Source organism: Mongoliimonas terrestris (assembly GCF_001927285.1).
GTDB classification, from domain to species: domain Bacteria; phylum Pseudomonadota; class Alphaproteobacteria; order Rhizobiales; family Pleomorphomonadaceae; genus Chthonobacter; species Chthonobacter terrestris.
The window spans coordinates 1-590 of sequence record NZ_MSIG01000064.1 but is presented as its reverse complement, the minus strand read 5'-3'; the positions used below and the strand labels follow the sequence as shown (position 1 = coordinate 590).

1 protein-coding gene is annotated in these 590 nt (G+C 67.1%); it reads left to right on the top strand.

The features are described from left to right. Nucleotides 1–590: EF-Tu C-terminal domain-related protein (locus BUQ68_RS22615; protein ID WP_245293356.1), on the top strand; the 590-nt coding region annotated here is incomplete at both ends.

The window sequence follows — 590 nt, the reverse complement described above, 5'->3', positions numbered from 1 at the left end:
GTCGACGACTACATCCCGCAGCCGGAGCGGCCGATCGACCAGCCCTTCCTGATGCCGATCGAAGACGTGTTCTCCATCTCCGGCCGCGGCACCGTGGTGACCGGCCGTGTGGAGCGCGGCATCGTCAAGGTGGGCGAGGAAGTCGAGATCGTCGGCATCCGCCCGACCACCAAGACCACGATCACCGGCGTGGAGATGTTCCGCAAGCTGCTCGACCAGGGCCAGGCGGGCGACAACATCGGCGCGCTCCTGCGCGGCACCAAGCGCGAGGACGTGGAGCGCGGGCAGGTTCTCTGCAAGCCGGGCTCGGTGATGCCGCACACCACCTTCAAGGCCGAGGCCTACATCCTCACCAAGGAGGAGGGCGGTCGCCACACCCCGTTCTTCACCAACTACCGCCCGCAGTTCTACTTCCGCACCACGGACGTGACCGGCGTGGTCACGCTGCCGGAAGGCACCGAAATGGTGATGCCGGGCGACAACGTCGCGATGACCGTCAAGCTGATCGTGCCGATCGCGATGGAGGAGAAGCTCCGCTTCGCCATCCGTGAAGGCGGCCGCACCGTCGGTGCGGGCGTGGTCGCGTCCAT